This window comes from Planomonospora parontospora (assembly GCA_014647935.1).
GTDB classification, from domain to species: Bacteria; Actinomycetota; Actinomycetes; order Streptosporangiales; family Streptosporangiaceae; genus Planomonospora; species Planomonospora parontospora.
On the sequence record BMQD01000005.1, the window covers coordinates 339,780 to 362,824 of the forward strand.

A 23,045-nucleotide genomic window follows, 5' to 3' on the forward strand; every position below is an offset into this window, starting at 1 on the left:
CTCGGATGGACCCGTCGGGTGAGGAGGCGCTCTGGCGGGCCGCCGGGCGAGGAAACCCTCAGGCGAGCCGCCAGGCGAGGAAACCCTCAGGCGCGTCGGCCTGGACGAAACCCGCGCCGGTCAGCTCCCCCTCGATCACGTCCCATCCGGGACGGTAGGCGTGCCCGGTGATCTCCTCCTCGCTGATGACCCTGTCGCCCTCGGCGATCCGGTAGAGGTAGCGGGCCTCGAACGCCTCCCCGTCCGACCCGAGGACCTCCGACAGGACGGAGTAGGTGTGCCGGCCCACCCGACGTGATTCCAGCTCCTGGAGGGGGCGCGGCTCCGGAGGGCCGCCGGCGCGCCAGGTGAAGACCAGCAGGCCGCCGGGCTCCAGCCGGTCCGCCAGCACCGGCCAGAGCCGCCTGCGGTAGTCCGGCTCCAGGGCGTACATCACGTTGATCATCACGATGGCCTCGACCGGCTCGTCCAGGTCCACGCTCAGCGCGTCGCAGGAGAGCACGGTCACCCGCTCCAGCAGTTCCGGCCGTGAGGCCAGTCGGGACAGCAGCAGCGCGCGCATGCCGTCCGAGGGCTCCAGCGCGAAGATCTCCGCCGGGGTCCAGTCGGCCAGCGACGTGGTGACCAGGCCGCTTCCCGCACCGATCTCCAGGATGCTCCGCCGTACCCCGGCGAGGAGCGGGGGGAGCTGCTCGCGGACTCTCGGGATGTGCCCGTTCTCGTGGAACAGGTCGTAGAAGGGGAAGGAGATGAAGTCGGTCATGGCGGGCAACGGTACTTCAGGGCGAGGCGCAGGGCGGGGTGAAACCGGGACGGAGGGGTGAATCCGCCTCGATCGCTGGAGAGGAACCGGCCGGAGGAGAACCCGTCCGGGAGGAACCGGCCGGAGGAGAACCCGTCCGAGGAGAACCGGGTATCAGGTGGAAGTCCGATTCTGTTCGGGATTGCGGTGAATGTCGGACGGGTTCTCTACGCTGCGCAGGCATGGTGAGAGTGAGCTTCGTCGACGAGACGACCTCGGGTGAGCGGCGCGAGGCCTGGCATCTGGAGATCTTCGAGGAGCGGATCACGCTGCGCGAGGTGATCCGGCGCCGGGTCTTCCAGGAGGTCGCCGAGTACAACGCGGCCCCGCCGGAGACCTTCCGAGGGCTGGTCCAGCCGGGCGAGACCGAGCGGGAGCTGAACGGCGACCGCACCCGGGCCCGGCGCCGGGTGGACGCCGAGCGGCAGTTCGCCGAGGCGGTGGAGGCGTTCGGCCGCAACGGGTTCCTGGTCCTGGTCGACGACCGGCAGGTGGAGGAGCTGGACGCCGAGCTCGACCTCCGGATGGGCACCGAGATCATCTTCCTCAAGCTCGTCCCCCTGGTCGGTGGCTGATGTCCCGCAGGACGCTCGACTCCACGCGGATCCGCGCGCTCGCGGACGGCGGGGACGCCGTGAGGCTGGTGACCGAAGTGGTGCGCGAGGGTCCCAACGGTATGTGGGGGCGGGGCTGGACGCTTCTGGCCGACGCCCTCGCCACCTGCCCGGACGGGTTCCGGATTGAGGCAGCCCTCGCCGGGCTGGACCTCGGCGACGGCTACATGTCCGACACCCTCGCGGAGGTCGCCCTGCGAGACGTCCCGCTCGGGGAGCACCTCGACGCGGTGGAGGCCCTCCTCTCCAGGGCCGCCGGGTTCAAGACGCACTACGCCCACGACTTCCTCGCCCGCCTCGCCACCGTGTGGCTGGCAGCCGGCCGGGAGCTTCCGGGGCCGGTGCTGGGCGTGATCCGGCGTACGGCGCGCGCCGCATACGGCAAGGTGCCCCTCCAGGACCTGGTCGACCCTCCCGGTCACCCGGTCCTCAGCTCCGGCGAGCCCTGGGCCGACCGGGTGCTCGCCGACCTGGCCGAGCTGGGGGAGGACTGGCGGGCGCTGGCGGCGCACGCGGTGACCGCCGCCTCCGCAAGGCCGTCGGAAGCCTGGGAGCGGCGGGCGCGACGGCTGCTCGACGCGGTGGGACCCGAGCCCGCGCGGGCGACGATCATCCGATGGCTCGCCCTGGTCGGGCGGCCGAGGAGCATTCCCGTCCGTCACATGGACGACGCGGAGTTCGACCCGCACAACGCGTTCGGCATCCGAGGGCTGGCCTGGATGCTGGCCTTCCTGCCCGGACACCCGGACTCGGCCCGGACCCTAGGCACGCTGGTGGAGACGGCCCTGCGCAAGGTTCCCGGGCTCGGGCCGCGCAGCCCGCTGGTCGCCAACGCGGCCGTGCACGCGCTCTCCCTGATGGACGGCGGGGCCGCGCTCGCCCAGCTGGCGCGGTTGTCCGCCCGGGTGACGTACAAGGGCACGCTGAAGGTCCTGAACACGGCGCTCGACACGCGCGCCGCCGCTCTCGGGCTCTCCCGCGAGGAGGTCGAGGAGCTCGCCGTACCCGTCTACGGCCTCACCGAGGTGGGCCGGAGGGTCGAGAGACTCGGCGAGGCCGTCGCCGAGCTGACCGTCACCGGCACCCGGACCACCCTCACCTGGCGGAACGCCGCCGGGCGGCCGGTCAAGTCGCCGCCCGCGGGCGTACGGCGGGACCACGCCGGGGAACTGGCCGAGCTGAAGGCCTCGGCCAAGGACATCGGCAAGATGCTCGCGGCCCAGGCCGAACGGCTCGACCAGCAGTTCCTGGCGGAGCGGTCCTGGCCGTACGGGGTCTGGCGCGAGCGCTACCTGGACCACCCGCTGGTCGGCACGCTAGGCAGGCGGCTGATCTGGCTGGTCGACGGCGTGCCGTACGGCTACGCCGACGGAGCCCTGCGCGACGTGGACGACGCGCCGGTGGCGCCGGCCGCGGACGCGACCGTACGGCTCTGGCACCCGATCGGCCGGGACACGGCCGAGGTGCTCGCCTGGCGCGACTGGCTGGAACGCCACCGGATCACCCAGCCGTTCAAGCAGGCCCACCGCGAGATCTACCTGCTGACCGCCGCGGAGGAGAACACCCGCGTCTACTCCAACCGGTACGCCGCGCACGTCCTGCGCCAGCACCAGTTCCACGCGCTGGCCGCGCTGCGCGGCTGGCGCAACAGACTGCGGATCATGGCCGACGACTCCTATCCGCCCGCGGTCCGGGAGCTGCCGCGGTGGGGGCTGCGCGCCGAGTTCTGGATCGGGGGCATCGGCGACGACTACGGCGTCGACACCACGGACTCGGGGGCCTATCTGCGGCTCACCACCGACCAGGTGCGCTTCTACCCGATCACCGCGCCGGACAACCACGCGCATGCCGGCGACGGGTGCGCGTACGGGCAGGGGACACGCGGTGGCGCCGCCGTCGGGCCGGTCCCACTGGACGAGGTGCCGCCGCTGGTGCTCAGCGAGGTCATGCGCGACGTCGACCTGTTCGTCGGGGTGGCGAGCGTCGGCAACGACCCGACCTGGCAGGACGGCGGGCCGGACGGGCGCTTCCGCGACTACTGGACCTCCTACAGCTTCGGCGAGCTGTCGGGCACCGCGCAGACCCGCCGCGACCTGCTGACCCGGCTGGTGCCGCGACTGGCGATCGCCGACCGCTGCACGGTCGAGGGCCGGTTCCTGCACGTCCGCGGGGACCTGCGGACCTACAAGATCCATCTCGGGTCGGGCAACATCCTGATGACTCCCGACGACCGGTATCTGTGCATCGTCCCCGGGCGGGCCGCCGAGACGGGCGACGGCCAGGTGTTCCTGCCGTTCGAGGGCGACCGGGTGCTGGCGGTCATCCTCAGCAAGGCCGTGCTCCTGGCCGGGGACACCGCGATCACCGACCCCACCATCACCCGCCAGATCCGCCGGTGACCGCGTCCCCGACAGGCGGCCGGTCCTGCGGGCGGGCCGCATCGGCCGCACCGGTCCATGAGGGTGGCGGCTGACGGGGCGGTCAGGCCGTACGGGTGTGGTGGGGAACGAGGCGGGTGAGCCGGGGGGCTCCGCCCCCCGGCACCCGGGTCAGTGCGCCGGGAGCTGCACCGCCTCCTCCTGGGCCAGCCGCTCCGTGCCGGACAGCGTGTTGAGCGGCTTCTCCTTGATGAACAGCACCGCCACCAGCGCGAGCGCGGTCAGCGGCACGCCGATGAGGAACAGGTCGGCGGTGGCCGTGGCGTACACGTCCTGGACGATGCGGACCACGGGCGCGGGCAGCTGGGAGATGTCCGGTACGGCGTGGCTCTCCCCGCCGGAGCCGCCCGCGGCCAGCGGGCCGAGCTTCTCCGTCATCAGCGTGGTGATCCGGTTGGCGAGCACCGCGCCCAGGGCGCTGACGCCGACCGCGCCGCCCATGCTGCGGAAGAAGGTCAGCGTCGAGGTGGTGACGCCCAGGTCGTGCGCGGGGACGTCGTTCTGCGCCGCCAGCACCAGGTTCTGCATGAGCATGCCGACGCCGATGCCGAGCACCGCCATGTAGACCGAGAGCAGCAGCGTGCTCGTCTGCCCGTCGATGGTGGACAGCAGGCCCATGCCGGCGAGCATGACGACGCCGCCGGCCACCAGGAAGCCCTTCCACCGGCCCCACTTGGTGATGAGCTGGCCGGCGACGGTGGAGGAGACCAGCAGGCCGAACACCATCGGCAGGCTCATCAGGCCCGCGACCGTCGGGGACTTGCCGAGCGCGATCTGGAAGTACTGCGACAGGAACACCGTGCCGCCGAACATCGCCACGCCGACCAGCACGCTGGCCACGGTGGCCAGGGTGACCGTGCGGTTCCTGAACAGCGAGAGCGGGATGATCGGCTCGGCCGCGCGCGACTCCACCCAGAGCGCCAGCGCCAGGACGGCCAGGCCGCCGCCCACCAGGCCCGCGGTCCACCAGGAGGCCCACTCGAACTGGTTGCCCGCCAGCGACGACCACACCAGCAGGGTGCAGACGCCCAGCGTGATCAGGAAGGCGCCCAGGTAGTCGACCTTGACCTCCTTGCGCACCACCGGCAGGTCGAGTGTGCGCTGCAGCAGGACGATGGCCAGGATGGTGAACGGCACGCCGATCAGGAAGCACCAGCGCCAGCCGAGCCACGAGGTGTCGACGAGCATGCCGCCGATGAGCGGTCCGGCGACGGTGCCGACGCCGAACACGGCGCCGAAGATGCCGGCGTAGCGGCCGAGTTCGCGCGGCGGGATCATGGCCGCCATCACGATCATGGCCAGCGCGGTCATGCCGCCCGCGCCGAGGCCCTGCACGACGCGGCTGACGATGAGGATCTCCACGTTCGGGGTGAGACCCGCGATCAGCGAGCCCACCACGAACAGGCCCAGCGAGAGCTGGATCAGCAGCTTCTTGCTGTAGAGGTCGGCCAGCTTGCCCCAGAGCGGCACGGTGGCCGTCATGGCCAGCAGTTCCGAGGTGACGATCCAGGTGTAGACGGTCTGCGAACCCTGCAGGTCGGTGATGATGCGCGGCAGGGCGTTGGCCACGACGGTCGAGGCCAGGATGGACACGAACATGCCCACCATCAGCCCGGACAGTGCTTGCAGGACCTTCCGGCGGGAGGTGGGTCCGGGGGGCGCGGCCGCGGATTCGGGCTGCGCGCTGGTGGCGGTCATGCTTCCTCGATCTTTCAGAGAGGGGTCGGGGTCGGTACGGCGTCGGAGACGTCCGCGATCCCCGGCGGAGTGCCGGGGCGGTTCAGGAGAGGGGTGTCCGGGAGAGGTACGGGGAGGGTGTTCGGGAGATCGGGTCCGGAGAAGGCGTTCGGAGAGGACGGTCAGGGGGCCGGGGGCCGGGGGCCGGGCAGTCCGGCGGAGGGGGCCGGGGGTCGGGGGTCGGGCAGTCCGGCGGACAACCGGGAGAAGACGTCGTCCAGCAGGTCGGCCAGGAGAGGTTCGCCGCGTGCGGCGCTCCACCGCATCATCGCCACCCGGAAGGCCGTCAGGGCCACGGCGGTGACGAGCTCGGCATGGCCGTCGGCAGCCGACCCGGCACTGGACCGCTCGGCGACGGCGGCCGTCAGGGAGCGCTCGGTCTCGGCTCCGCCGGCGACGAGGCGGGGCAGCAGCGAGGGGTTCTGTTCGAACACCCCGAGCCGGAGCAGCCACTGCTCACGCTGCTCCTGGATGCTCACGGCCGCATCCCGCAACACCAGGCGCAACGCCTCAAGCGTGGGTACGGCGGAGGGCACGGCCACCAGCTTCCGGCGCAGGTCGGCCGCGGCCGCCGGATCCCCGCCGATGAGGGCGTCCTCCTTGGTGGGGAAGTAGTTGAAGAACGTGCGGGAGGAGACGTCCACCGCTCCGGCGATGTCCTCGACGGTGACATCGGCGAGACCGCGTTCGGCGACCAGTCTGAGGGCGGCACGCTCCAGCGCCGCACGGGTTTCGAGCTTCTTCCGGTCTCTCCGGCCGAGCTCGTCGCTGCTGTCCACGATGGGCAGAACGAGCGGGACGGTCAGAAAATTTCAGATCCTGCAATGTTTTAGATTGTGAAACGTGCCGGACGACGAGGGCGCGCGCCGTATCGGCCGACCGTCCGGTCCTCGCCCGAGCCGGTCCAGCAGACATCTCATCGAAGTGAGACCGGTCGCCTCGTGAGGCGGTGGGCCCGGATGAGAACACGAAACCGGCCGGGGCGGTTCACGCCCCGGCCGGTGTTCTCTGGTCAGGCCTGCCGACCGGAGCCCTACTCGGTGGTGGTGCCGTCAGCCGCCTTTCCCCCGCCCCGGGGGCCGCCGCCCAGCAGGCCGGCGCGGTGCGCCTTGAGTACGGCGTCGGCCTCGGCCTGGGTGAGGGTGCCCGCGGTGACGGCGGTCTTGAGCCGCTCGGCCAGGGCGGCCTCGGCTGCGGCGGTGCGCTGCTGCCGCAACGTGTCCAGCGCCGCGGTCACCTTGTCGGCGCTCACGCCGAGCTCGGCGGCCAGGGTCTCGGCCATCGCGGTACGGTCGCCCGGCCAGGCTTCCCTGCCGGTGCCGTGGTCTCCGCGGACGGCCTCCATCGCGGCGGTGACCTTGGCCTCGTCGACGCCGAGGAGCCCGGCGAGTTCGGCGGCCCGCCAGCCGTGACCGCCCCGTCCGCGGTGCTCGCCGCGGTGTCCGTCGCCGGTCGTGGTGTCGGTCGCGGTGCCGGCCGTCGATGAGGAGGCAGGGGTCGGCTCGGCGGCCCAGGCCGCCACCGGAACGACCAGTCCTCCGGCGAGGGCGGTGCCGAGACCGGCGATGACGGCCAGGCGCTTGGTGCGGTTCATGACACTCCTTGTTCGGTTTCGCTTCGTTGACCTGCATCGATGGTCGACGGGCCGGATGAGACGCCCATGGCGGGAGCCTGAGAATCCGATGAGGAACCGTCCGCCGTACCGACCGGCGGATCTGAGGTGAGAAACCGTCGGCAACCGTAGGGCAACCGATTCGCACCGTAACGGGTCATGTTCGGAGCGCATCGTCGTGGTCCGACCGCACCAGCCGAGGAGCCCGTCTTCATGCGCAAGCACCACCTGCTCGCCTTCTCCGTCGCCGCCGGCCTGACCCTCAGCGGTCTGGCCGTACAGCCCGCGCTCGCGGTGGCGGCTCCCGCCGTGGTGACGGCCTCGAAGGGGCGCCCCGCCCCGGTCAAGCCGGTGACGTTCCGGACCGACGGCGTCGTCGCCTCGGTGGACGCCGACGCCGCGATCCTCAAGGTCGCCGTCCCGGCCGCCGGCGGCACCACCTCCCAGGCCACCCTCACCGTCGCCGCCACCGCCTCCGTGACCGTCGACGGTGTCGCCGCGACGCTGGCCGAGGTACCCGTCGGCTCCCGCATCAAGGTCACCGGGAGCGGCATCAGCGGCACCCGCACCGCCACCAGGCTGGCGGTGACCACCACGTGGAACTTCCGTCAGGACGGTGTGGTCGCCTCGGTGGACGCCGACGCCGCGACCGTCGCCGTGACGGCGGCCAACGGTGCGGAGAGTGTGATTCCGGTGGCCGAGGACGCGACCGTGGTCATCGACGGTGTCGTCGCGACGCTGGCCGAGGTGCCGGCCGGCGCCCGGGTGAAGGTGACCGGCATCGTGACCAACAGCGTGGGTTCCGCCACGGCTCTGGCGGTGACCACCACGTGGGGCTTCCGTCAGGACGGTGTGGTCGCCTCGGTGGACGCCGACGCCGCGACCGTCGCCGTGACCCACCTGGTCAGGGGCCGCCTCGCACAGACCACGATCCCCGTCGCCGACGGTGCGGTCATCACCCTGAACCGGAGCGCCTCCACGCTGGCCGCCCTTCCGGTCGGCGCCCAGGTCCAGGTGAGCGGCATCGTGACCAACGGCGTCGAGTCCGCCAAGAAGATCACCGCCACCAAGACGGTGAAGCGGCGCCGCTGAGACGGTGCCCGGTTCCCACCTGGACGGGTGGGAACCGGGAACCGGTGGACGGTGGGTCCCCGCGGACGGACCGCGGGGACCCACTGTTTCGTGTGTCGCCTACGCTGATCGGCCATGGACGGTCTTCTCGGGACGATCGGCACGGCCGCCGCTGTCTTCGCCGGAACCAACATCGACGACGTCATCGTCCTGACCGTGCTGTTCCTGTCCTCCCGTGCCGGAGGCCGGCCCCGGCCCTGGCAGATCGTCGCCGGTCAGTACGCCGGCATCGCGGTGCTGGTCGCGGTCTCGGCCGTGGCGGCGCTCGGTCTCACCGTCGTCCCCGACGAGTGGGCGGGACTCCTCGGCCTGGTCCCGCTGGGACTCGGCCTGTGGAGCCTGGCCGGAGCCCTCCGCGCCGCCCGCTCGGGGCAGGAGACCGCTCCCGCGGTCGCGAGCGGCCTGCTGTCGGTGGCGGGGGTCACCGTCGCCAACGGCGCGGACAACATCTCGGTGTACACCCCGGTGTTCCGGACCATCGGCGTCGCCTCGGGGCTGGTCACCGTGTCGGTCTTCGCCGTGCTGACCGCGTTCTGGTGCGCGGCCGGGGCGTGGCTCGGCTCCCACCGGAAGGTCGTCGCCGCGGTCGAGCGGTCCGGGCACTGGCTCGTCCCCGCCGTCTTCATCGTGATCGGCGCGGTCATCGTCCTCGAATCCGGCGTCCTCGGCCGTCTGCTCGCCTTCGGCTGACCTCTGACCCGTCCGAGGCCTTCGAATGGCGCTCCGCCCTGCCTGGGAACTTCGATCGGCCTGAGGCCTTCGGCCGGTCCAGGAGTGAGCGAAGATCCTGCCGGGTCCGCCGCCCGTGCGCCTGCCGTACTCCGGTCGGGACTACGGCAGGGAGTCGATCATGACGTGGGGGTCGTAGACGGCCAGTTGCTCGCCCCGGTCGGTCAGGATCGGCCACCGGGTGTTCCGGGCGCACCAGACGACGTGGCCGGCGGTGACGTCCCGCGAGCCGTCCAGGATCTCCGCGATGTCGCCCACCTTGCCGGAGGTGAAGTCGTCGACCTTCACGCCGGGCGTCGAGACCAGCTCGAACAGCTCCACCTGGGTGGAGAGCGGGGCGATGGAGTAGACGGCCGCCAGGGCGGTGGCGGGCACGCAGATGCCGCCGCCGCTGCTCAGGCAGGTGGCGGTGACGGCCCGCGCGTACTTGGTCTTGGCGACGGCGATGTCGATCAACGCGCTGACATCGAGGACCCGACCGGGGAGCATGGTCAGATCCTCCGGCTCCGGCGCGTGCTGATCTGGCTCCACTCCTCGTCGGAGAGGCGGTCGACACCGAGCGCGTCGGCGGCGGAGTCGAGGTCCTCGCGGTTCAGATCCCAGCGGCGGATCAGAGCGATGACGTGCGGCTTGTTGCCGATCTCCCGCTGTACGGCCGCGCGCACGACGTCGGCGACCCGCTTCCCGTCCGACCTCGCCTTGCGGGTCAGCGCCTCGTAGTCGGCCCGGTCCAGCTCGATGGTGACGGAGGTGGCGGAGCCCTCGCCGTCGGAGGCGTCGCGGGGCTGCAGGTGGGCCAGCCACATCGGGATCCCCGGCGTGTCCGCGCCGGTGCTCCCGCCGGACCGGGACTCGCCCGGCTTGTCGTCATCACGCCGTGACGGCAGGGGGAAGGCCATGCCATCGACAGTAGCCCCGAATTCCCGTCGTGGCAGCCCTTTCCGGCGCGGTGGCCCCGGGGTTCGACCGGCCGGGGAAGGTGGGGAGGCGGAGTGGGCGGAGGAGTCGGTGGCCCCGGGTTCAGCCGGTCGGGGGAGTGAAGGAGGAAGCGGGATCGGAGGGAGCAGAGGAAGCGGGATCGGAGGGGGCGAAGGGGGCGGAGGAGGTGGTGGGAGCGGGGGTGCCGCAGGTGCCGGCGGTCCGGCGTTCCGCGACGATCCGGTCGACGCCCTTGGCCCGGTATTCCTCCTGCTCCTCCGGCGGCGGGACGTGCCGCCACGAGCCGTCCTCCCGGACGAAGTCGTAGTCGTAGGGCGTCGGGTCCCCGGTACGGCTCGCCGACACCAGGGCGGTGTCGCCGGTGACGTAGACGTCGGCGACGGTGAACGCCGCACCGGCGACGAGCTGGGGGCAGAGCCGGAACAGCCGCACGTACTCCTCACGTGTGATCGACGCCTGGGCCCGGGTGCTCCACAGGTCCCAGAAGTCACCGGACCGCCCGTCCGCGTAGGCGTCGAACGCGGCCTGGGCGGCCTGCCGTACCGCCTCCTCCGTGCGGGCGTCGCCGGGAGCGTCCGAGGTGCTCGCGGAGGCCGGCGGGGAGTCCTGCGCCGCGGACGGGTCCAGCACCGTGAGCACGGCGATGACCGTCCCGATGATCAGGCCGGCGACCATGAGGACGATCACGGTCAGGCCGCGGCCCGTCTCGCCCCTGGGCGGCGGGCCGTACTGCGGCGGGTAGCCCACTTCGGTCTCCGGGGCCGGTGGGAACGGATGCGGTGATCGTAACGCCGCTCGTCCCCGAGCGGCGATGGAGACCACCGGTCCATCCGAACCTCAGGGCCTCGGGGTCTCGGGGCCTCCGGATCTTGGGACCTCGGGATTTCACCGGATTTCAGGGCTTCAGGGTCTCGGGGCTTCACGGGACCTCGGAACCCCGGGGTGCAGGCGTCAGCGTCTCAGGGCGTCCCGGAAGGCGGTGGCGAGTTCGAGCAGGTGGTCGTCGTCGGCGGCGGTCAGCTGGAGGTCGACGAGGAGTTCGTGGGCCCCGGCCTCGACCGCGGCGGCCAGGTAGCCCGCGATCTGCGCGACGGTCCCGGTGTGCGGCAGTGCCTCCGCCGCCGCGGGGGCCTCGGTGACGTGCGGGTTGATCCGCAGGACCATGCGCAGCCGGTCGGGGTCGCGGCCCGCCCGCTCCGCGGCCCGCCGGACGCGCGACCACATGCCGGTCAGCACGGGGACGGGCAGTGCGGCGGTGAGCCAGCCGTCGGCCCGGCGGCCGACCCGGTCCAGCGCGGGGGGTGCGAATCCGGCCAGGTAGACGGGGAGGCGGACCGGTTTCGGGCCGATGACGCTCGGCGCGATCGACCAGAGGTCCGAGTCGTACGCCACGGGATCGGACGACCAGATCGCCTCCAGCGCGTCCAGGGCCGACTCCAGCCGGGCCCCGCGTCCCCGCCACGGCACGCCGACGGCGGCGTACTCGTCGCGGGACCAGCCCAGTCCGAATCCGGCGACCGCGCGCCCCCCGCTGAGCCGGTCGAGCGTGGCCAGGGAGCGGGCCAGCACCGCGGGCGGGTACCAGCAGGCGTTGAGGGTGCTGGACCCCAGCCGGACCCGGCCGGTCACGGCCGCCGCGACCGACAGCACGGCGAACGGGTCCAGGAACGTCCGGTGCCGCGGCGGGACGGTGCCGCCGCCGGGATACGGGTCCTGCGGAGCCAGCGGTGTCAGCAGCCGGTCACCGACCCAGACGCTGTCGTATCCGAGCTCCTCCGCCGCCCGGGCGACCGCCGTCACGCTGCCGAGGGAGGCGAACGGGCCGTACTGGGCCAGGGCCAGGCCGAGATCCACGGGTCCCTCCCGTTCCTAGTCCTCGTACGGCTCGGCGGGGGCGTCGATCTTCACCAGACCCGTGGCGGACAACTCCGGATGGACTACCCCGTTTGGCATCTTCTCGAACTTCGGGGGGATCCAGGTGCCGGTCACCTCGACCCAGGTGTCGGCGGCCGGTGCGGGGACCCCCTTGACCGCGACCTTCAGCGGGAAGGCGTCCGCGGCGCAGCAGGCCAGCTGCATGCGGGTGAGGTACCACTGGCCCTGCTTCCTGGACGGTACGGCGAAGCCGGTCAGCCGGACCTGGCGGCCGGTCAGGGACCTCTTCTCGTCGTCCCAGGCGCGGCCGATGAACTCGCCGATCTTCATGTCCACCGGGCCGTCGCCGGTCAGCGGGGTGAAGGCGCTGAGAGCCTGCGACCGGGGCCGGGGCGTGTCGTCGGAGCGGGCGGCGGCGAACGAGCCCAGGGCGGGCGGTGCGATCAGGAAGATGACGAACACCGGCAGGCACATCAGCCAGGCGACCCGCGGCCCTTCGTGCCCGTGCCCGTGCTCATGGCCGTGCCCGTGCTCATGCCCGTGCCCCTGGCGGTGTGCGTGGCCGGCGCCGTCCCCGGCTCCGGCGCCGGGGACGTGCATGGACCCGTCCCCGGCTCCGTCCTCGTTCCGGTGGTCGTGCACGGGCCCGTCCCGTTGCCCCTCCTTCATCCGCCACGCCTGGACCAGGCCGGTGGCGCCGAGGATCAGCAGCACCGCCCCCGCACCGATCAGGAACGGCCGGAAACCGGGCTTCACGTAGTTCAGGTAGGTCGTGGAGAAAGCCGAGATCCGCAGCACGGCGCCCCCCAGGAGAGCCAGGACCAGGCTCTGGGACAGGCGGTTCACCGGACCTCCCGGGCGCGGACCCCACCCTCCGGGCCGCACGGGGACCGAAAACCGTACAGGGATCGAAAGCCGTACGGGGACCGCGAGCCGGACAGGGACCGCGAGCCGGACAGGGATCGAAAGCCGTACGGGGACGCCGGGAAGGGGGAGGACGTCAAAGCAGCAACCATCCGCACAGGGCGCTCACCAGCACGGCGAGCGCGAAGGTCAACGGGACGAACCTGACCGCGAACGCGCGGCCGAACGTGCCGGCCTGCAACGCGATCAGCTTGAGGTCGACCATCGGCCCGACCACCAGGAAGGCGAGCTTCGCGGTGGGTGAGAACGCGGTCATCGAGGCGGCCACGAACGCGTCGGCCTCCGAGCAGATCGACAGCAGCACGGCGAGCAGGGCCATGACCAGCACCGCCAGCCAGGGGATCGCGGCCACGGCGGTCAGCCACTCGCGGGGGACGAGCACGTTGAGCGTGGCGGCGGCCAGGCCGCCGACGATGAGGAACCCGCCGGCGTGCAGCAGGTCGTGCCGCATGGCCTCGCCGAACGCGACGAGCTTCGAGCCCCCGTCGTGCGGGCGGGACGGGATCCGCAACCACTCGCTCCGGCCGAACCGTAGCCAGAGCCAGCCGACGAGCACCGCCACGGTCAGCGAGGCGCCGAACCTGGCGGCGACCATCAGCGGCTGGCCGGGGAAGGCGACGGCGGTCGCGACCAGCACGATCGGGTTGATCGCGGGTGAGGCGAGCAGGAAGGCGAGCGCGGCGGCCGGGGTGACCCCCCGGGCCATCAGCCCCGAGGCGACCGGGACCGACGCGCACTCGCAGCCCGGGAGCACCGCGCCCGCCATCCCGGCGACGGGCACGGCCACCGAGGGGCGTCCGGGCAGCGCCCTGGTCCAGAACGAGGCCGGGACGAAAGCGGTGATCGCGGCGGACAGGGCGACCCCGAAGACCAGGAACGGCAGGGCCTGCACGCAGATGGCCACGAAGATCGTCGCCCAGGTCCGCAGAGCCGCCGAGGTCAGGTGGGGGGCGAGTGCGAACCGTCCCACGACCAGCAGGACGATGACGAGCATGAAGCCCCAGGGGAGGGCGCGCCCCGGAGAGAGGTCGCGGCCCCAGGAGTCCGGCGGGACCGGTCCGTCCTCATCCGTCCACGCCCGCGGCGGATCGGTGTGGAGATGAGACATGGTCCCCATCGTGCCAGACGTTCCCTGCGCGCCGGGCGCCCCGATGTTCCACGTGGAACATTCACCTGGACACGGCGGCGGCGGGGGTGGTGGGGGCCGTGGGTACGGCCGCGGCGGACCGGCGGGCGAGGGGGGCGAAGGAGACGAGCAGGAACAGCGCGCCCAGCGGGATCAGGTCCTTCTCGAAGAACGGGAGCAGCAGGTCGGCCATGACCAGGACGGGCGTCCAGGCCCTGACCCGGCCGGCGACGGCGAGCTGCGGGACGAGGGCGAACTGGGCGGCGAAGAAGGAGATCCCCTGCACGGGGAGTCGGCGGCCCCGGGCCGTCCTGGATACTCCGGTGCCATGTCCCTCTCCCCTCTGGTCGACGGCTTGACCGGCTCCCTGGCCGGGCGGGTGCGAGCGCTTCCTCCCGTCGTGCCAGACGTGGCGCTGACCGTCCTGGTGCTCGCCGCCCAGTCGGTGCCGTTCCTGTACGAGACGCGCCGCCTCGCTGAGGGGCCGTGGACGGTGGCCCACTACCTCCCCGTCCTCGCCTCCGCGCTGCCGCTGCTCGCGCGCCGCCGGTACCCGTTCGCGGTGCTGGTCCTCACCCTCGCCGCCTCGGGCCTGTACTCCCTCAACGACCCGGACAACCCGGCCCAGCCATCTGGTACGGCTGGCCGGTCGCCACCTACACCGTGGCCGAACGCTGTCCCCGCAGGCGGCGCTTCGCCGGGGCCGCGATCGTCCTCTGCGGCTCCCTGCTCTCGGTGGGCTCCGTGCCCACGTTCGTGCGGGGGATGGTGACCTGGGCCGCCGCCTACGCGCTCGGCAGGGCCGTGGCGATGCACCGCGCCTACACCGCCGGGCTGGAGGAGCGGGCCGTACGGCTGGAGCGCGAGCGCGAGATCGAGGCGGAGCGCGCGGCGGAACGCGAGCGCGCCAGGATCGCCCGGGACATGCACGACGTCCTCGCCCACGCGGTGAGCGTCATGGTCGTCCAGGCCGAGGCCGGGCCGCTCGCCGTACGGTCGAACCCGGAACGGGCGGAGGCCGCCTTCCACCGACGACGGCAGGGGGAGCGGTGGACGGAGTGGCGGTGGACGGGGCGGCGATGGACGGGGTGGCGGCGAGCGGACCGGCGGACGGGATGGCGGCGAGCGGACCGGCATCCGCGAGCGGGGCGGTGAAGGGCTGATCGGCATCCGCGAGCGGGCCGCGGCCTGCGGGGGCACCGCCGCGTTCGGCCCCGCCCCGGACGGGACCGGGTTCCGGGTGTCCGTACGGCTCCCCTTCCGCGGGACCGCGGAGGTGACCCGGTGACGATCAGCGTGGTGATCGCCGACGATCAGGAACCGGTGCGCAGCGGCTTCGCGATGATCCTGGACGCGCAGCCGGACATCACGGTCGCCGGGGAGGCCGGTGACGGGATCGAGGCGATCGCGGCCGTCCGCAGGCACCGGCCGGACGTGCTGCTCCTCGACATCCGGATGCCCCGCATGGACGGCATCGAGGCCGCCCGCACGGTGTGCGCGGAGACCGCCACCCGGGTCCTCATGCTCACCACCTCCGACCAGGACGACTACGTCTACGACGCGTTGCACGCCGGGGCGAGCGGCTTCCTGCTCAAGGACGTGCGCCGGGACGACCTGGTCCACGCGGTCCGCGTCGTGGCGGCCGGGGACTCGCTGCTGGCCCCGTCCGTGACCAGGCGGCTGATCGACGACATGGTGAGCAGGCGTCCGCGCCCGGCCCCGGTCCCGTCCGGCAGCCCGTCCGGGCCGTCCGGGCTGGACGGGCTGACCCAGCGCGAACGCGAGACGCTGGTCCTGCTGGGCAGGGGGCTGTCCAACGCGGAGATCGCCGCCGAGCTGGTGGTCAGCGAGCACACGGTCAAGACGCACGTGAGCAACGTCCTGATGAAGCTGGGCCTGCGCGACCGGGTGCAGGCGGTCATCGCCACCTACGAGTCGGGACTCCTCCAGCCGGGCACCCGCTGACCCGGCGGCCCACTCACCCCGGAAACCGCTCGCCCCGGAAACCGCTCACACCGGGAGGACGACCACACCGGAAACCGTTCACGCCGGGAGAACGACCACGCCAGGAGGACGACCACACCAAGAGAACGCTCACAATTGCGACAGCAGCCACCTCGGCCCGGTGACGTCGGCGCCGAGTTCGGTGACGCGGTCGCGCAGGGCGCGGTCGGCGGTGACGACGAGGACGCGCTCCCAGCCGGAGGTCTCCCGTACGGCCCGCACGATCGTGTCGTCCCCGCTGCCCGGCGCGGCCAGGACGGTGAGGCCGGGCGGCGCGGTCACCTCCCGGGCGGCGCCCTCGACGACCGTGACGATCCGGGGGAACCAGCGGGCCAGGGGCGGCACGTGCCCGGGTACGGCGTGCAGGCCGCCCTCGGCTAGGGCCGCGACCTCGGAGAGCAGTTTGGCGGTCGCCCCGGCGCGGTCCCTCCACCAGCCGTGCTCGGCACGGGCGCCGACGATGTTGGCGGCGTCGAGGACGAGCACGAGGGGGCCGAGGGCGGGCCTGAGCGCGGGCCAGGTCTCCGCGAAGCCGGGGTGGAGCCTCCTGGCGGCGATCTCCTCGGCGGGCAGCCAGCGCAGGTCGGCGCTCTCGCTGCTGGCCGGGACCGCGGGCAGCAGGCCGTCGGCCTCGGCGATCACCGTCTCGAAGGACCAGCCCCCGTGGTCGTCCAGGTAGACGCCCTGCACGCGGAGGCCGTCGCCGTGCAGGGCGGCCTCCTCGCGGGCCTCGCGCAGGGCGCCGGTGATCGCGTCCTCGTGGCTGTCGCGGGCGCCGCCGGGCAGGCCCCAGGTGCCGCCGTGGTGGCTCCACAGGGAGCGCTTCTGCATGAGGACGTGAGGGGTGCCCGCGGAGTCGTGGTGGACGGCGAGCAGTCCGGACGCGCCGTACACGCCCCAGTGCCGGTGACCTCGGTCGCACCGGGCCCAGCCGTCACCGTCCCCCACCGTCATAGCGTCCATGATGCCTCAGCTCGGATCTTTTACCAGGGGTCGGAGCGGTCACCGTGTGCGACCGTCCGGCCTGGGGGACACCGGCGGCCCCCTGGCGGAGGTACTGCCCGGCGGGGTCCGGCCCGGAACGCGTGCCCCGCGGGTGACGGCGGGGCGCGGGATCCGGCCGCGTCCGGAGTCCGTGCGGGCACGTCGTCACCGGTCCCGGCGGCGGGACGTGCGGCCCCGACCGTGCCGAGGGTCCGTGTCCGCCGATATCCCGATTGCGCCGGTGAGGGTGCTTCTACCAGTATGTTCCGATGGAACAGGCATCCCCTCCCGAAGAGATCGCCGCCGGGTCCGTCGTCCTCCACCGGGTGCGGGAGACCGACGCCGAGAGCGTCGCGGCCGCGATCGAGGAGTCCGTCGCGCACCTGCAGCCGTGGATGCCCTGGGCCCACGACGGGCACTCCGTCGAGGACGCCCTCGGCTGGATCCGGCGCGCGGAGGAGGGCTGGGCCGGCGGCACCGAGTTCGCCTACGTCCTCCGGCCCGCCGACGGCGGCCCGGTCGTCGGATCCATCAGCCTGATGGCCCGCGTCGGCCCCGGCGCCCTGGAGATCGGCTACTGGCTGCACGGCGGCCACACCGGCCGGGGGCACATGACGGCCGCGGCCGGGGCGCTCACCGCCGAGGGGCTCGCCCTGCCGGGGATCGAGCGGATCGTGATCAAACACGACGCGGCGAACCACGTGAGCGGCGCCGTGCCCCGGCGCCTGGGCTACCGTGAGGTCGGCCGGGTGCCCCGGGAGCCGGTGGCGCCCGCGGAGAGCGGCGTCGACGTGGTCTGGGAGATCCGCCGGAGCTGACCTCGGCGCCGATGCGTCCGACTCCTGCCCGTCCACGGCTCCCCGCTGCGCTGTCGAAGTGGCGAGGTTCAGGAAACGGGGCGCTTTTCCCCGGGATTCTTCCAGTCGGCTCGCCCCGCGGTCTCGTCAGCGGAAGGAACGGGGATGTCGGTCTCGGCGCCCCATCCGGTGAGGCGGGCGTCAACGACCCGGGAAACCCAGAGGTCTCTGCCCTTGATGAGCCGCGCGGTTCGAGAGGTCTGGACTCTGCGTACCAGTTGGTCCTTGCCGATCCAGAGCCGCCACGAGACCTCGGTCTTCGCGTCTCTGCCGGTGGGCGGTTTCCTGCCGTAGTCGTCACGGAAGGCGGGAGACGTCCTGTAGAGCTCGGCGTAGGTGATCGTCCCCTGGTGGATCGTGGTCCGGGTGCCGTCGTAGACGCCTCCCGGGCGCGTGGCCTCGGTCGTTGCCAGTACAGCGTGCAACGCGGCCGGATCACCGAGATCGATCCCGTCGGACTCCAGGAAGGGACGGGTCGCCTCGTCCTCGTCGGACAGGACCCAGGTCTTCCCCCCGGAGGCGGGGCAGATCCAGCCCCGACAGTACAGCCGGCCCTTGAACGTGAGGAACCGTACGGAGAACGGGGAGGCGTCGGATCCGGTGCCGTGCGTGAAGTCGGTGGCGATCACCCCGCCGTCGCCGAACTCGGCGCGGGTCTTGTCCCGAATCCTGTGCTTCTTCCCGTCCGTCCATGTGGTGGTGATCTCTGACATGGTCACGCCCCGGTCTTCGACGAGCTGGCGCCTGAGCGCGTCGGCCGGGTTGACCGGGGCCGCCTGGGCATCCGCGGCGATACCGAATCCGGTGACCGCGACGGACACGGTCATCGCACCGACCATCGTGGTGATCCATCGCCTCATCCGGGTCGTCCTCTCGATCCTCCGTGCCGGGAAGGCATCGCTGATCCTCTCGTCCCGAGATCTCTTTTCAATCACCGGATCATGGGAGCCGAGCCGACCGGTTCGCCGGACGGCCTCGTCCAGTGCCTGGGCGTCTGCGTCGTTCGCGACATGGAGGGCATGGAGACGGGCGTGAGCGTGGGACCGCTCGTCGCCAGGCTCGCCCACGTCGACGTGGGTTCGATAAACCGGTTGAAGACCTCGGAGCCGCGCGCCGGAACCTCCGCGTGCTCCCGGCGCCGACCCGGATCTCAGCCGCCGCCCTTGCTGAAGTGCTGGTAGTCCTTGATCCCGGACCACGAGCCGCCCCACTCCCAGCCGAGCCTCTCGAAGGCGCGGACCACCTTGTCGCCGGGGTTGATCACACCGGGGGCCTTCACCGGGCGCTCGGCGAACCTGCGGGCGTTCCGGTGGGCGACCGAACCGTCCGCGGAGACGTAGGGGTTCTCGCGGGGGTTGATGTCGATGGCCTTGCCGTACGCGTGCCGTGACCAGCTGCTGGAGCCGGTCGCCGGGCGGCAGTTGAAGGCCGAGGTGTTGTCGGCGTCGATCGAGTCGAAGTCGTCGCCCTTGTAGACGTCGACGAGCACCATCCGGTAGATCGGCCAGCGCCAGCCGTACAGCCGGCCGAAGACGGTGACGACGTCGTCGGCGACGTCCTCGTGCACGACCAGCTCGCCGGTGTGCGGCCGGTCGTCGAAGCCCCAGTAGGTCATCGTGATCAACCGCAGGTCCCTGACCGGGACGGGGCAGCCCTTGCGCCAGGAGTACGGCAGGCGCTCGCGGGCGACGCGGGAGACCTTCGCGGCGAACTCCGGGGGCTCGGCCGGGGGCTGCGTCTGCGAGGGGGGCGGTGAGGCGGCCCCGGCGGACGGCGACGCCTGCGGGGAGGCCGTTCCGCCGGGCGGGGGGGACAGGGACGCCGACGGGGTCGCGGTCGGCGAGTCCGTCGGCGACGACGACGGCGGCGTCGGCGAGGGGGACGGTGACGAGGGGCGCGGGCTGGGCGGCGGGGGCGGCGTCGTGGGCGCGGTGACGGGTTCGGAACCGCCGCAGGCGCTCACCGCGAGGTAGGCGGCGGTCATGGCGAGGGCGGTCCGGGCGCGCGTCATGGACGGAGAGCTTCCCACCTGCTGCCCCCTCACAACGGACCGGCGCGACAAGTCATCAGCGTAGTCGACCGGTCGCGCCGGATGCCGGTGCGCTCTTCCGGTCCCGCTGCACGCGGTCCTGCGACATACGGTCCCGCGACATGCGGTCCTGTCGCACGGTTCCACCGCATGCGGTCCCGCCGAACCCGGACACGTCCGGACGCGAGTACGGGCGCGCCCGGGCACGGTCTCCGGCTCGGCGGAGGTGGTGGTCCGGAGACGTTCTCGCATCTACTGTGGCGGGATGGAGCCGGTGATCGGGATCGCGGGACGGCCCGTACCCGTGCACGGTCTCTTCGTCGCCCTGGGGGTGCTGGCCGCCGCGGCGGTCTTCGTCGCCGAGGCCCGCCGCCGGGGCGCGCCGGCCGAGCAGTCGCTGGTGGCGGTCACCGGGGCGCTGGTCGGCGGAGCGGTCGGCATGCGGCTGTCCGGCTGGGCCGAGCACCTCGACCCGGCGCTCAACCCGAGCCTGCTGGAAGCCTGGATGTTCGGCTCCCGGAGCATCCTGGGCGGGCTGACCGGCGCCTACGCGGGAGTGCTCGTCGCCAAGCGGCTGATCGGCTACCGGGAGCGGACCGGTGACCTGTTCGCGCCCGCGGTCGCGCTCGGCATGGCGGTCGGCCGGATCGGCTGCCACCTCACCGAGGCCCCCGGCCGCCCCACGGACCTGCCGTGGGGCGTGCACGCCCCCGCCGCCACGCCCGCCTGCCCCGGCTGCCTGGCCGGGCAGGCCATGCACCCGTCGTTCCTGTACGAGGCCGCCTTCCAGCTGGCGGCCTTCGGCGCGCTCTGGTGGCTGCGGAGCCGGATCACCCGGCCGGGCGAGCTGTTCACCCTCTACGTCGCGGCCTACGCCGTCTTCCGGTTCCTCGTGGAGTTCACCCGGGCGAACGAGACGGTCTGGCTGGACCTCACCCGCCCGCAGTGGTTCCTCGCGCCGGGCCTGCTGCTGGTCGTCCTCAGGCTCCGGTACGGCTACCGCCGGGGCTTCTACGACGCGCTCGTCCGCAGACAGGAGGCCCGAGCATGACCACGCCGCCCCAGGAACCGCCCGGCCCGCCGGAGGAGCCGCCCCAAGGTCCGAGGGGACCGTCCGGTCCGCCGGGCGGGCCGGAGGAGCCGCCCCGGGGCCCGTACGGCCGCCAGGGAGCACCGCCCCCGGGCCCGTACGGCCCGCCGGGACAGCCCGGCCCTCCACCCGGTCCGGCGGGACCTCCGCCGGGGTGGGAGGGGCGGCCCCCGTCCGGTGACTCCACGGGGGTGATCGTGGCACTGGCGTTCGTCGGCGTCCTCGCCTTCATCGCGGCCAACGTGCTGATGGCGCTCCTCGCGTTCTCCACCGGATCGCCCGTGGGCATCGGGGTGGCGGCGGTGGTCCTGGCGCTGGGGACCTTCGGCGGCGGGATCCTGCTGGTCCGGAAGGGCGAACCCTGGTCCAAGGGGCTGGGGATCGGCCTCATGGCCGGCTGGGCGCTGGTCTCGATCGTCAGCGCGGGATTCTGCACGGGCATAAACCCGGGGGTCTACCTGTGACCGGGACCGCCGGGGTCTCCGAGACCGCCGGGGTCTCCGAGACCGCCGAGACCGCCGGGGTCTCCGGGACGACCGGGATGGGGCTGCGGGGCGACCGCATCCTCCGCTACGTCAACGCCTTCTGCCCGCGCTGCCACGACGAGGACCCCGAACGCCCGCTGCACGACGTGCCGCGGCTGACCGGCTACCTCGCCGTCCGCGACGGCCGGGTCTTCCTGGAGCGCGGCTGCCGCGTCCACGGCCTGGTGCGCACCCTCTACGACGAGGACCCGGAGATCCTCGCCTACCTGGAGGAGTGGACCGCCCCCACCAAGGCCCACGTCCCCGACACCCCCGGGAACTTCGATCCCGTTCCCGCGGCGTACCTGCGGGGGCTCCCGGAGATGCAGACCCAGCACACCTGCATCCTGCTGGAGGACATCGCCGAGACCTGCAACCTGCGCTGCCCGACCTGCTTCGCCGGCTCCTCGCCCGATCTGCGCGGCGTGGTCCCGGTCGCCGACGTCCTGGCCAACGTCGACCAGCGCCTGGCCCGGGAGAACGGCCGCCTGGACGTGCTCATGCTGAGCGGCGGCGAGCCCACCCTCCATCCGGAGCTGGGGACGCTCCTGGCCGAGCTCACCGCCCGGCCCGTCACCCGGATCCTGGTCAACACCAACGGCATCGCCGTCGCCCGCGACGACGCGCTGCTCGACCTGCTCACCGGGCACCGCGAGCGGGTGGAGGTCTACCTGCAGTACGACGGGACCTCCGCCGCGGCCTCGCGCCACCACCGGGGCGGGGACCTGCGCGCCCTCAAGGCGGAGGCCGTGCGGCGGCTGTCGGAGCGGGAGATCTTCACGACCCTGGTCATGACCGCGGCCCTCGGCGTCAACGACGGCGAGATCGGCGACGTGGTACGGCTCGCACTCGACACCCCCTACGTGGGCGGCGTCTCCCTGCAGCCGCAGTTCGGCTCCGGCCGGTCGGCGGCGATCGACCCGCTCGACCGGCTGACCCACACCGGGGTGCTCGCCCGCCTCGGCCCGCAGACCGGCGGCGCCGTCACCTGGCGCGACCTGACTGCGCTGCCGTGCTCGCACCCGCACTGCTGCTCGGTCGGCTACCTGATCCGCGACGACTCCGGTGCGTGGCGGTCGCTGGCCGCCCTGATCGGCCACGACCGGCTCAAGGAGCACCTCGGCCTGGTGGCCAACCGGATCGCCGACCGGGAGATCCCGCGCGAGCTGCGCCGGGCCGTACAGGAGTCGCTGCTCGGGCTGCTGTCGGAGCAGTCGTCGCTCTCGCACCCGCAGATCGGCGACCTGTGGCGGGACATCTGCGAGAACTGCGACCTGGGCGTGTCCACGCTGCTGGCGCTGGCCTCCTCGGCGCTGCCCGGCCGGCGCAGGAGGCTCCGTCGGATGCTCGGCGAACGGGTGGTCCGGATCACCGTGAAGCCGTTCATGGACATGTCGACGATGCTGGAGGAGCGGCTGGTCCAGTGCTGCGTCCACGTCGGCACCCGTGCGGACCAGGACCAGTGCGCCCCGTTCTGCGCCGTCCAGGCCTGGCCGGCGCTCTCCCGCCAGCGGCTCTCCGCGGTGGCGGCGGCCGACCCGGGCGTACGGCTCCCGCTGGTGGAGCTCACTTGACGGGGCGCACGGCTCCCGCCGGCGGGGATCCCGCGACGGGCGGGCGACCGCCGGGC

Annotated in this window: 26 protein-coding genes; 12 read left to right on the top strand and 14 right to left on the bottom strand. The window is 72.9% G+C overall.

Features of this window, described 5'->3' with window-relative positions; genetic code table 11:
- Window positions 1-58 precede the first annotated feature (58 nt).
- Entirely contained in the window at window positions 59-763 is a 705-nt protein-coding gene (locus IEZ07_RS10880) for a class I SAM-dependent methyltransferase (protein WP_191894607.1), read from the bottom strand.
- A 221-nt stretch (window positions 764-984) separates the two neighbouring features.
- Here IEZ07_RS10880 and IEZ07_RS10885 point away from each other — a divergent pair, with 221 nt between their 5' ends.
- Together IEZ07_RS10885 and IEZ07_RS10890 are read left to right on the top strand one after the other, a co-directional pair.
- Window positions 985-1,377 carry a hypothetical protein gene (locus IEZ07_RS10885; protein WP_191894608.1) on the top strand — a complete coding sequence of 131 codons (393 nt, stop codon included), beginning with the start codon at window positions 985-987 and terminating at the stop codon, window positions 1,375-1,377.
- On the top strand, window positions 1,377-3,815 hold the full coding sequence (locus tag IEZ07_RS10890; protein WP_191894609.1) for a DUF4132 domain-containing protein: 2,439 nt from the start codon (window positions 1,377-1,379) through the stop codon (window positions 3,813-3,815). The genes IEZ07_RS10885 and IEZ07_RS10890 overlap by 1 nt, the downstream gene beginning before the upstream one ends.
- A 150-nt stretch (window positions 3,816-3,965) precedes the next feature.
- Here the strand turns inward: IEZ07_RS10890 and IEZ07_RS10895 are convergent, their stop codons facing one another.
- The 3 genes from IEZ07_RS10895 to IEZ07_RS10905 form a co-directional block, all read right to left on the bottom strand.
- Window positions 3,966-5,552, bottom strand: coding sequence for an MDR family MFS transporter (locus IEZ07_RS10895; RefSeq protein WP_191894610.1), 1,587 nt, complete (start codon window positions 5,550-5,552; stop codon window positions 3,966-3,968).
- 161 nt (window positions 5,553-5,713) lie between these two features.
- Window positions 5,714-6,370: an acyl-CoA-like ligand-binding transcription factor gene (locus IEZ07_RS10900; protein WP_191894611.1), complete on the bottom strand. Its 657-nt coding sequence runs from the start codon at window positions 6,368-6,370 to the stop codon at window positions 5,714-5,716.
- Window positions 6,371-6,624: 254 nt separating this feature from the next.
- Entirely contained in the window at window positions 6,625-7,185 is a 561-nt protein-coding gene (locus IEZ07_RS10905; protein ID WP_191894612.1) for a hypothetical protein, read from the bottom strand.
- A 231-nt stretch (window positions 7,186-7,416) separates the two neighbouring features.
- On the opposite strand from IEZ07_RS10905, the gene IEZ07_RS10910 reads away from it, so the two are divergent.
- Complete coding sequence (locus IEZ07_RS10910; protein WP_191894613.1) at window positions 7,417-8,295, top strand: hypothetical protein; 879 nt, start codon at window positions 7,417-7,419, stop codon at window positions 8,293-8,295.
- Window positions 8,296-8,409: 114 nt separating this feature from the next.
- Entirely contained in the window at window positions 8,410-9,024 is a 615-nt protein-coding gene (locus IEZ07_RS10915; protein WP_191894614.1) for a cadmium resistance transporter, read from the top strand.
- A gap of 141 nt (window positions 9,025-9,165) precedes the next feature.
- On the opposite strand, the gene IEZ07_RS10920 is transcribed toward IEZ07_RS10915, so the two are convergent.
- From IEZ07_RS10920 to IEZ07_RS10950, 7 genes are all read right to left on the bottom strand, one after another.
- Window positions 9,166-9,552 carry a hypothetical protein gene (locus IEZ07_RS10920; RefSeq protein WP_189239950.1) on the bottom strand — a complete coding sequence of 129 codons (387 nt, stop codon included), beginning with the start codon at window positions 9,550-9,552 and terminating at the stop codon, window positions 9,166-9,168.
- Between the two features lie 2 nt (window positions 9,553-9,554).
- On the bottom strand, window positions 9,555-9,962 hold the full coding sequence (locus tag IEZ07_RS10925) for a hypothetical protein (protein ID WP_068897844.1): 408 nt from the start codon (window positions 9,960-9,962) through the stop codon (window positions 9,555-9,557).
- A 121-nt stretch (window positions 9,963-10,083) separates the two neighbouring features.
- The gene (locus tag IEZ07_RS10930) at window positions 10,084-10,749 is read right to left on the bottom strand and encodes a hypothetical protein (RefSeq protein WP_191894615.1); all 666 of its coding nucleotides are present in this window, start codon (window positions 10,747-10,749) and stop codon (window positions 10,084-10,086) included.
- Between the two features lie 204 nt (window positions 10,750-10,953).
- Window positions 10,954-11,856, bottom strand: a complete 903-nt coding sequence (locus IEZ07_RS10935; RefSeq protein WP_191894616.1) for a TIGR03619 family F420-dependent LLM class oxidoreductase — start codon at window positions 11,854-11,856, stop codon at window positions 10,954-10,956.
- A gap of 15 nt (window positions 11,857-11,871) precedes the next feature.
- Window positions 11,872-12,723 (bottom strand): TIGR03943 family putative permease subunit, encoded by an 852-nt coding sequence (locus IEZ07_RS10940; protein ID WP_191894617.1) that lies wholly within the window; start codon window positions 12,721-12,723, stop codon window positions 11,872-11,874.
- 154 nt (window positions 12,724-12,877) lie between these two features.
- Entirely contained in the window at window positions 12,878-13,909 is a 1,032-nt protein-coding gene (locus tag IEZ07_RS10945) for a permease (protein WP_191894618.1), read from the bottom strand.
- A gap of 61 nt (window positions 13,910-13,970) precedes the next feature.
- Window positions 13,971-14,213, bottom strand: coding sequence for a hypothetical protein (locus IEZ07_RS10950; RefSeq protein WP_191894619.1), 243 nt, complete (start codon window positions 14,211-14,213; stop codon window positions 13,971-13,973).
- Between the two features lie 42 nt (window positions 14,214-14,255).
- Between IEZ07_RS10950 and IEZ07_RS35570 the strand changes: the two genes are divergently transcribed.
- From IEZ07_RS35570 to IEZ07_RS10960, 3 genes are all read left to right on the top strand, one after another.
- The gene (locus tag IEZ07_RS35570) at window positions 14,256-14,699 is read left to right on the top strand and encodes a hypothetical protein (protein ID WP_204054699.1); all 444 of its coding nucleotides are present in this window, start codon (window positions 14,256-14,258) and stop codon (window positions 14,697-14,699) included.
- Entirely contained in the window at window positions 14,672-15,082 is a 411-nt protein-coding gene (locus tag IEZ07_RS35575) for a histidine kinase (protein WP_204054700.1), read from the top strand. Before IEZ07_RS35570 ends, IEZ07_RS35575 begins: the two co-directional genes overlap by 28 nt.
- A 129-nt stretch (window positions 15,083-15,211) precedes the next feature.
- Window positions 15,212-15,892, top strand: coding sequence for a response regulator (locus IEZ07_RS10960; RefSeq protein WP_191894620.1), 681 nt, complete (start codon window positions 15,212-15,214; stop codon window positions 15,890-15,892).
- A 129-nt stretch (window positions 15,893-16,021) separates the two neighbouring features.
- Here IEZ07_RS10960 and IEZ07_RS10965 read toward each other — a convergent pair whose 3' ends face one another.
- Window positions 16,022-16,885, bottom strand: coding sequence for an NUDIX hydrolase (locus IEZ07_RS10965; RefSeq protein ID WP_191894621.1), 864 nt, complete (start codon window positions 16,883-16,885; stop codon window positions 16,022-16,024).
- 299 nt (window positions 16,886-17,184) lie between these two features.
- On the opposite strand from IEZ07_RS10965, the gene IEZ07_RS10970 reads away from it, so the two are divergent.
- Window positions 17,185-17,733 carry a GNAT family N-acetyltransferase gene (locus tag IEZ07_RS10970; protein WP_191894622.1) on the top strand — a complete coding sequence of 183 codons (549 nt, stop codon included), beginning with the start codon at window positions 17,185-17,187 and terminating at the stop codon, window positions 17,731-17,733.
- Window positions 17,734-17,801: 68 nt separating this feature from the next.
- Here IEZ07_RS10970 and IEZ07_RS10975 read toward each other — a convergent pair whose 3' ends face one another.
- Both IEZ07_RS10975 and IEZ07_RS35580 read right to left on the bottom strand, forming a co-directional pair.
- Window positions 17,802-18,632, bottom strand: a complete 831-nt coding sequence (locus IEZ07_RS10975) for a hypothetical protein (protein WP_191894623.1) — start codon at window positions 18,630-18,632, stop codon at window positions 17,802-17,804.
- A 290-nt stretch (window positions 18,633-18,922) separates the two neighbouring features.
- Window positions 18,923-19,387, bottom strand: a complete 465-nt coding sequence (locus IEZ07_RS35580) for a M15 family metallopeptidase (protein ID WP_301549317.1) — start codon at window positions 19,385-19,387, stop codon at window positions 18,923-18,925.
- A gap of 1 nt (window position 19,388) precedes the next feature.
- Between IEZ07_RS35580 and IEZ07_RS35585 the strand changes: the two genes are divergently transcribed.
- The 4 genes from IEZ07_RS35585 to IEZ07_RS10995 all read left to right on the top strand — a co-directional run bounded on the left by IEZ07_RS35585 (window position 19,389) and on the right by IEZ07_RS10995 (window position 22,989).
- Window positions 19,389-19,745, top strand: a complete 357-nt coding sequence (locus tag IEZ07_RS35585) for a hypothetical protein (RefSeq protein WP_301549316.1) — start codon at window positions 19,389-19,391, stop codon at window positions 19,743-19,745.
- Window positions 19,746-20,066: 321 nt separating this feature from the next.
- Entirely contained in the window at window positions 20,067-20,852 is a 786-nt protein-coding gene (locus IEZ07_RS10985; protein WP_191894624.1) for a prolipoprotein diacylglyceryl transferase, read from the top strand.
- Window positions 20,853-21,082: 230 nt separating this feature from the next.
- On the top strand, window positions 21,083-21,355 hold the full coding sequence (locus IEZ07_RS10990; protein ID WP_204054702.1) for a hypothetical protein: 273 nt from the start codon (window positions 21,083-21,085) through the stop codon (window positions 21,353-21,355).
- Window positions 21,352-22,989 carry a radical SAM protein gene (locus IEZ07_RS10995; protein ID WP_239320970.1) on the top strand — a complete coding sequence of 546 codons (1,638 nt, stop codon included), beginning with the start codon at window positions 21,352-21,354 and terminating at the stop codon, window positions 22,987-22,989. Before IEZ07_RS10990 ends, IEZ07_RS10995 begins: the two co-directional genes overlap by 4 nt.
- The last annotated feature ends 56 nt before the right edge of the window (window positions 22,990-23,045 follow it).